Source organism: Pseudovibrio sp. POLY-S9 (assembly GCF_001431305.1).
Taxonomy (GTDB): domain Bacteria; phylum Pseudomonadota; class Alphaproteobacteria; order Rhizobiales; family Stappiaceae; genus Pseudovibrio.
This window is the reverse complement of record NZ_LCWX01000200.1, coordinates 29,492-37,380: the sequence shown is the minus strand read 5'-3', so window position 1 is coordinate 37,380 and position 7,889 is coordinate 29,492. Positions and strand designations below refer to the sequence as shown.

Annotated in this window: 8 protein-coding genes; 6 read left to right on the top strand and 2 right to left on the bottom strand. The window is 51.7% G+C overall.

Annotation, left to right across the window (positions count from 1 at the left end):
• From PPL9_RS19705 to PPL9_RS19690, 4 genes are all read left to right on the top strand, one after another.
• Positions 1-742 (top strand): pyridoxal-phosphate dependent enzyme (locus PPL9_RS19705; RefSeq protein WP_152986776.1); only part of this gene is annotated, 742 nt, incomplete at its 5' end.
• A 200-nt stretch (positions 743-942) separates the two neighbouring features.
• Positions 943-1,452 (top strand): RDD family protein, encoded by a 510-nt coding sequence (locus PPL9_RS19700; protein WP_057464442.1) that lies wholly within the window; start codon positions 943-945, stop codon positions 1,450-1,452.
• Positions 1,453-1,535: 83 nt separating this feature from the next.
• Positions 1,536-3,368, top strand: a complete 1,833-nt coding sequence (locus tag PPL9_RS19695) for an SLC13 family permease (protein WP_057464287.1) — start codon at positions 1,536-1,538, stop codon at positions 3,366-3,368.
• A gap of 38 nt (positions 3,369-3,406) precedes the next feature.
• Positions 3,407-4,153 (top strand): arginyltransferase, encoded by a 747-nt coding sequence (locus tag PPL9_RS19690; RefSeq protein ID WP_057464286.1) that lies wholly within the window; start codon positions 3,407-3,409, stop codon positions 4,151-4,153.
• A 16-nt stretch (positions 4,154-4,169) separates the two neighbouring features.
• Here PPL9_RS19690 and PPL9_RS19685 read toward each other — a convergent pair whose 3' ends face one another.
• Together PPL9_RS19685 and PPL9_RS19680 are read right to left on the bottom strand one after the other, a co-directional pair.
• A complete protein-coding gene (locus PPL9_RS19685; RefSeq protein ID WP_208989499.1) occupies positions 4,170-4,841 on the bottom strand; it encodes a uracil-DNA glycosylase in 672 nt (223 codons plus the stop codon).
• Positions 4,828-5,412 carry an NYN domain-containing protein gene (locus tag PPL9_RS19680; RefSeq protein WP_057464284.1) on the bottom strand — a complete coding sequence of 195 codons (585 nt, stop codon included), beginning with the start codon at positions 5,410-5,412 and terminating at the stop codon, positions 4,828-4,830. The genes PPL9_RS19685 and PPL9_RS19680 overlap by 14 nt, the downstream gene beginning before the upstream one ends.
• 823 nt (positions 5,413-6,235) lie before the next feature.
• Here PPL9_RS19680 and rpoZ point away from each other — a divergent pair.
• Positions 6,236-6,631, top strand: a complete 396-nt coding sequence (gene rpoZ, locus PPL9_RS19675; protein ID WP_057464283.1) for a DNA-directed RNA polymerase subunit omega — start codon at positions 6,236-6,238, stop codon at positions 6,629-6,631.
• Positions 6,632-6,726: 95 nt separating this feature from the next.
• Positions 6,727-7,889: HD domain-containing protein (locus PPL9_RS34285; RefSeq protein ID WP_244273427.1), on the top strand; the 1,163-nt coding region annotated here is incomplete at its 3' end.

Sequence of the window (7,889 nt, the reverse complement as noted above, 5' to 3'; positions counted from 1 at the left end):
TGAAATGCTGAAGGCCCAGCCAGATCTGGACACGCTGATCGTACCAATTGGCGGCGGCGGCATGATCTCCGGCATCGCAGTCGCGGCCAAAGCGATCAAGCCGGATATCGAGATCATCGGTGTTGAAAGCGAGCTCTACCCGTCCATGTATGCTGCCCTGCGCAACCAGTCTATGGAATGTGGTGGCAACTCTCTGGCGGAGGGGATCGCTGTCAAAGTGCCCGGCACTTATACCCGGCAACTGGTCAAGCAATATGTCGACGATATCCTGCTCGTCAGCGAAAGCCAGATCGAGGAAGCCATCAACATCTTCCTCACCCGCCTGAAAACGGTGGCCGAAGGGGCTGGCGCTGCAGGGCTTGCAGCCATCTGCGCTCATCCAAAACGATTTAAAGGCAAAAAGGTTGGACTTGTCCTCTGCGGAGGCAACATCAATCCCCGCCTGCTAGCATCCATCGCACTTCGCCAGCTGGTGCGCCTAGGCAACATCATACACATTCGCTGCAACATCCCGGACCGTCCGGGCATCCTCGGCGAGATCTCAACAACGATCGGTCAGTTGGGCGGCAACATTCTGGAAGTGTCTCATCATCGCCTCTTCCTTGACGTTTCCGTAAAAGGCGCGACGCTGGACGTGGCCATTGAGACCCGTGACAACCAGCATGCGAAGGAAATTATCGCCGCACTGGAAGCCGGAGATATTCACGTCTCCCATCTATCTTCCGGCGAGATGCGATTCTAGGGCTATTCCCACTCGCAAACTGCAATTGAGATCAGCACCTGCGCCGAACACCACGTTCGCGCAGATGTCTGAGTGGCAGCCCGCGCAAAATTATCCTCTCTTTGCCAGATTCTACAAAAATAGTTTGCTACCCCCGCTTGAAACTTGAAAATAGCACACCCAATTCTACTGAGAGACGCTGGGGAATGCCCCCGGCACAGTTGAACCTGACAGAGGCAAAAATGAGCCAAGAAGTGAGCGCGCACCCGAACATCTATTATGATCCCTATCTTAATCCTCAGCTGTTTGACGGCGTGCGGAAAAAACGGATCTTTGCGTGCATCATCGATATTATCGCGATCACCGTTCTTTCCGGCATCGCTTACTTTGTCGTCGGCTTCCTCGGCATCCTGACACTCGGCCTTGCATGGCTGTTATTCCCAGCAATCTGGCCACTTGTTGCCCTAGCCTACACTGCGTTTTCACTGGGTGGGTTTAACTCGGCAACACCAGGTATGCGTGCGTTTGGCTTGGAAATGCGCCTTAGCAACGGCGGCCGTCCCTATCCGCTCTATGCAGCAATCCACGTCCTGCTCTTTTATTTCTCAGTAACAATACTCAGCCCTTTTGTCCTCATAGTCTCATTGTTTAGTGACCAAAAGCGCCTGCTCCATGATATCGTGCTTGGTGCCGTTATTATGAATTCCCCGGTGGATAGTCTGCATCGATAACAAACCAATGATGCAACGTGCAGTGACGAACCTGCCTGGACCCTCTAATAACGTGTGAAAGTGTAGCACGAGCGGGGACGCGCATGGAGAACCTGAACATACCGATGATCCTGACCTTTGCGATCATCGGATTCACGATTATCCTTTATGCGCTCGAACGCATCGCCATCGAAATCGTAGCACTGGGCTCTATTGTTGCCCTCATGCTGCTGTTCATGGTTTTCCCCCAGACATTGAATGGAACGCCAATCAGGCCGGAGGATTTTCTCTCCGGCTTTTCCAATCAAGCGCTGATCACAGTGATCTGCTTGCTGATTGTCGGCCAAGGCCTCTTCCAGACAGACGCCCTCGACAAGCCCGCTCAGGCAATCCTGCGCATATCAAAACAGCGCCGCTGGCTGGCAACCGGGCCCCTTCTTCTCACCGTGGGCATCGTCAGCGCATTTTTGAACAACACACCCGTTGTTGTCATCACGCTGCCAATTTTGACCACCGTCGCAGCTGCGCATAACACCTCTTCCTCTCGTTTTCTCATGCCCCTCTCGTTCATTACGATCCTGGGCGGCATGACAACGATGATCGGCTCCTCCACCAACCTGCTCGTAGCCAATGTCGCCAACGCAACCGGTGAAGTCCGTATCAATTTCTTCACCTTCACCGCATTTGGCTCCATTCTCGCAGCCGTCGGTGCTGTTTATGTTTTGGTGATTTTGCCGCGTCTGCTCAAACCTCGCCAGACCATGGCAGAGGAGTTCACCGGCAAGGATGGTCGCCAGTTTATCGCACAGATTCCAATAGTTTACGGCCATCCTCTGGTGGGAGAAAAGGCTGTCGCAGGCATGTTCCCAGCGCTTAAGGAAATGACGGTTCGCCTGATCCAGCGCGGCGAACGCCCGCTCCTGCCGCCCTTTGAAGACGTTCAGCTGCAGCCCGGCGATACAGTAATTGTTGCCGCAACTCGTGACACCCTCACCCGCGCTATTAGCCAACGCCACCCACTCCTTCCGGCAGATGCAAACGAGAGCCCGACCAGCGAAGCAGAACACGCCTCTCCATCCGGCACGCTCACTCTTGCAGAAGCAGTTATTGCGCCCGGCTCCCGCCTGATTGGCCGCACGCTCTCCATGACAAGTTTCCACGCCGACACCGGCTGTGTTGTCACCGGATTACAGCGTCGCAGCCGCATGCCACGCATGCCAATGACCGATATCCGTATGGAATCTGGGGACGTTTTGCTGATTGCCGGTAACCGGGAAGAGATTAACCGCCTGCGCGGAAACCGCGATGTTCTGCTCATGGACTGGTCAGCAACCGAACTGCCACAACGACAATATGCCCGTCGCGCATTGGCAATCTTCGTCGCCATGATCACCTTAGCAGTGTCTGGTGTCGTGCCAATTGTGGTGGCATCAATCGCAGCAACCCTCGCCATGATCATGTGCGGTTGCCTCAACATCCGCCAGACACTCCGCACGATCGACAGCCGAATATTCATGCTGATCGGCGCCTCCATTGCCGCCTCCCTCGCTCTGGAAGCGACGGGCGGCGATAACGCCATCGCCCAAACATTGCTCAACATTGCCGACGGCAGATCTCCAGCATTTGTCCTCTCACTTCTCTTTGCCGTTGTTGCGGTTTTAACCAACTTACTAAGCAACAACGCTACAGCGGTGCTCTTCACGCCCATCGCAATCGAGATGGCACACAGGACAGGCGTGCCCGTAGAACCCTTCATCGTCTGCCTGATTTTTGCAGCAAACTGTTCATTTGCAACACCAATCGGCTATCAGACAAACCTCATCGTAATGGGTCCGGGTCACTACCGTTTCTCAGATTTTCTCTTCGCCGGCACACCTCTCGCCATAATCATATGGTTGACCTTCTCAATTGTCGCTCCTTACTATTATAATCTGTAAGGCGAAAAGAGGATAAATAAGAGAAAGGGACGCCCTAGGTGACACGGCAAGCCTATGATAACCCGCAGTTTTATCTGACTGCCCCTACGGATTGCCCCTACCTGCCAGATCGTAAAGAACGCAAAGTCTTCACGCATCTTGTCGGGCCCAATGCCCCTGCGCTCAATGACGTCCTCACACAAGGCGGTTTCCGCCGCTCTCAAAACATCGCCTATCGTCCAGCCTGCGAAGACTGCCGCGCCTGCGTGTCAATCCGCGTCTGCGCACAAGAGTTTCAATGGACGAAGTCTTTAAAGCGTGTCTGGAAAGACAATCAGGATCTGATTGGCACAGAACTCCCACCAGGCCCATCAACAGAGCAATACGATCTGTTCCATGAATACTTAAGTGCCCGCCACACCAACGGCGGCATGACAGAGATGTCCCCCACCGACTATTCCATGATGGTGGAAGATACACATGTAGAGACAGCCCTCATTGAATACCGACGCAGAGGCCCGAACACCTTCATATCCGGCGAAGGCGAAGGTCCGCTGATTGGGGTTGCGCTAACAGATCGCCTCTGCGATGGCCTGTCCATGGTCTACTCGTTCTTTGACCACAACGAGACCACGCGAAGCCTCGGCACCTACATGATCCTGGAACACATCGCCAGAGCACAGCACCTTGGCCTGCCCTACGTGTATTTGGGATATTGGGTTCAGGGGTCTCCAAAAATGACTTACAAAGAACGCTTCAAACCACAAGAGCACCTTGGTGTACAAGGCTGGGAAAAGCAGAAATGATATCCCCCTCTCAAATCTAAAGAGATTTCAGATAATCCCGAACGCGCAGGAACACCGACGTAAACTCATCAGCCGTAATGCGCCGCGTGTTTACGTTGTACTGCGAACAATGGAAGCTGGAAAACATTCTGAGAGAAGGCGTAAGCTGAATTTCACAAGCATGCGCAAAAGGATAGTCACGAAGCTTAAGCTCAAAAGCCTTGAGCAACTCTTCATGCGCGGTCCGCCCAACAGCCACAACAGCCCTCGTCGCATCACTAACCAACAGAGAATCCAGAAAGAATTCACGACACCTCCGGATCTCAGCAGACTTAGGCGCATTCTTCGGCGGCATACACTTCACCACATTGGTAATGCGAACATCAATCGGCTCGATCCCGAGCTCAGGCTCCGCCTCATTCTTGTAAGCAGCAAAACCACTCGCCGTCAGCGCGCAATTCAGCATCTCACCTGAAAAATCACCAAAGAATGGAATACCCGTACGGTTCCCCCCTTTGTGCCCAGGCGCCAACCCAACAACAACAAGAGAGGCATCAACTGGACCAAAATCCAGCACCGGCGCGTTATGCCAGTCAGGGTGAAGCGCGCGCAACTCCTCCCTATACGCAACAAGCCGGGAACAGAGTGCACACTCTCTCCCCGGCTTCTGCAAACTTTCGATACCGTGACGAACCTTAGTAGTCGTCATCTCCGATCTCATCATCCTCTTCTTCAACACGAGGTGGACGTTCACTTGGGTCACGTCCAACACGCTGCATCAGCGTAGACAATTCAATGAAGTGATCAGCCTGACGGCGCAGGTCATCAGCAATCATTGGAGGTTGTGTCTGAAGTGTAGAAACAACAGAAACTTTACGGCCACGACGCTGAAGCGCCTCAACCAGAGAACGGAAGTCACCATCACCAGAGAACAGTACAATATGGTCAACATGGTCAATAAGCTGCATGGCATCTACAGCCAGCTCGATGTCCATATTGCCCTTAATTTTGCGACGTCCTGCAGAATCCACGAATTCCTTTACAGGTTTGGTAACAACTTTATAGCCATTGTAGTCCAGCCAATCGATCAGAGGTCGAATGGAGGAATACTCCTGCTCTTCCACCAACGCTGTGTAATAGTAAGCGCGTAGCAGGTAGCCCTTTGATTGGAATTCTTTCAAGAGACGCTTGTAATCGATATCGAAGCCAATAGCTTTCGCTGTCGAATAAAGGTTCGCTCCATCAATGAATAAAGCAATCTTTTCGCGGGGATCAAACATATTATTTTTAGCCTTTCCGCTGCACAGACGCGTAAGTCAGTAACTTGTTATAAGCAATCACTTTCTGGGCATGCCTGTTTGCTGTCGTGACATGCCTAGAATGTATGCCATTCTAATTGACCCGGTTGCACTCTACGTTAAATCGAATACGCATTCGTTACGGACAAACATAAAACCTTGCCCCTCAGCATATATATTGCATTGGCCTAGTTAATATTGGACCAATGCGGTTCGATTCACCGGCCAGAAACTAAAACAAGATGAATGAAATTTACAGATGTCATCTTGCATAAATTAACAGGAACCCACTAAATATTCCCAGTTTATATTATAGATCCAAGTTAGCTTAGAAACAAACCACCGGATATAGATACTAAAGGTTCCAATAGAAACAAGGTTTCCTTGTTTTTTCGGATCTAGTGCATCCCAAGAAAATCTAGGTCCCCAAATGGGTTAATCTCTTATGTTATTTTTTTTCATCTATTCCAATTCCAGTGTACAATTCACATCTTGAATAGCATTCAGGAGTTGCAGATTTGAAAATTCATTCCCCCAGAAGAAGCTGTAATAAAAAACTAATCCGACGCAGCACTGCACACTAAAACATCTCTTCACAATAGTATTTAAACTAAAATCATGCGCGATAGACCTAAAGCCCCAATTTTTCTATGGCCTAATCTTAAGCAGCAGAAAGATGGAAAAACGCTCCCCACATAATAAGATGTAAAGGAGTTGCACAAAAAATGCAGAAACGGCTCTTGCCTTGCAACAAGAAGCATTCTATGAGTGGCCTCTGAATTCCCAGATATTATGGAGTGATCGAATGGCACGTGTGACCGTCGAAGATTGCGTCGACAAGGTTGAAAACCGGTTCGAGCTGGTTCTACTTGCCAGCCATCGCGCCCGGATGATTTCAAGTGGTTCTCCACTGACAATCGACCGCGACAATGATAAAAATCCGGTCTGCGCACTTCGCGAGATTGCTGAAGAAACTGTGAGCCCTGAAGATCTTAAAGAAGATCTCATTCACTCACTACAGAAGTTCGTTGAAGTTGATGAACCAGAAGCTGAAACAGCTCCAATGGTTCCAAGTGACCCACAGCAGCTTCAGATTAATGCCGTTGATGATTCAGAAGTAGAATTTGACAGTATTACTGAAGAAGACCTGCTTAAGGGGCTTGAAGGCTTGGTACCGCCGGAACGTTCCGACGACTACTAATCGCCCTCTGCAAGATGTCGGCGTCGGCCGGGCCGGCGCCTCGCATTTTCAGGTCCGGCCCTAGCTTATTTTTAAAGTGAAGCGGCCGCCCGAAAATGATGCGTCAATACGAACTTGTTGAGAAAGTAACCAGCTACAATCCCAATGCGGATGAAGCACTGCTCAACAAGGCATATGTTTACGCCATGCAAAAGCATGGTACCCAGACCCGCGCCTCTGGGGATCCTTATATTTCCCACCCTCTTGAAGTTGCTGCAATCCTCACGGATCTGAAGCTTGACGACGCAACCATTGCTGTCGCCCTTCTTCACGACACCATTGAGGACACCGATGCCACGCGTGCCGAGATTGATCGCATGTTTGGCGAAGAGATCGGCAAGCTCGTAGAGGGGCTTACTAAGATCCAGCGCCTGGATCTGGTTTCCAGAAAAGCAAAACAGGCCGAGGACTTCCGCAAGCTCCTGCTTGCGATTGCTGATGATGTCCGCGTCCTCCTTGTGAAGCTGGCTGATCGCCTGCACAACATGCGCACACTTCACCACATGCGCGAAGACAAACGCCTCCGCATCGCTGAGGAGACCATGGAAATCTATGCGCCCCTTGCTGGCCGCATGGGTATGCAGGACATTCGCGATGAGCTGGAAGACATCTCTTTCGAGACACTCTACCCGGATGCCCGCGATACCATTCGTGAACGCCTGGCAACTCTACATGGCAAGAACGAAAGCCTGATCACGGACATTGAAGAGGACCTGACGCAGCGCCTCGCCGAACAAGGCATCACAGCCAAGATCAGTGGACGCGAAAAGCGCGCTTACTCCATCTTCCGCAAGATGGAAGAAAAGTCTCTCGGCTTCGAACAGCTCTCCGATATCTACGGCTTTCGCGCAATCGTGCCAACACCAGAAGATTGCTACCGTGTACTGGGCGTAATCCATACGGCTTGGCCATGTGTACCGGGCCGCTTCAAAGATTACATCTCGACGCCAAAACAGAACGACTATCGCTCCATACACACAACCGTGGTTGGGCCGAAACGTCAGCGTGTAGAGCTGCAGATCCGCACCCAAGCCATGCACCGCATCGCTGAAAACGGCATCGCAGCACACGCGCTCTACAAAGACGGAGTCACCGGTGGCCGCAACATTCAGTCCATGACGGCTGAATCCCGCGCCTATGGCTGGCTGCGCGGCACCATTGACCTGCTAGCACAAGGGGAATCCCCGGAAGAATTTCTCGAGCACACCAAGCTTGAACT

Coding starts and splice junctions, on each gene's coding strand:
- PPL9_RS19680 (WP_057464284.1), bottom strand. CDS start 5,412: ATGTTTGATCCCCGCGAAAAGATTGCTTTATTCATTGATGGAGCGAAC.
- PPL9_RS19685 (WP_208989499.1), bottom strand. CDS start 4,841: ATGACGACTACTAAGGTTCGTCACGGTATCGAAAGTTTGCAGAAGCCG.
- PPL9_RS19695 (WP_057464287.1), top strand. CDS start 1,536: ATGGAGAACCTGAACATACCGATGATCCTGACCTTTGCGATCATCGGA.
- rpoZ (WP_057464283.1), top strand. CDS start 6,236: ATGGCACGTGTGACCGTCGAAGATTGCGTCGACAAGGTTGAAAACCGG.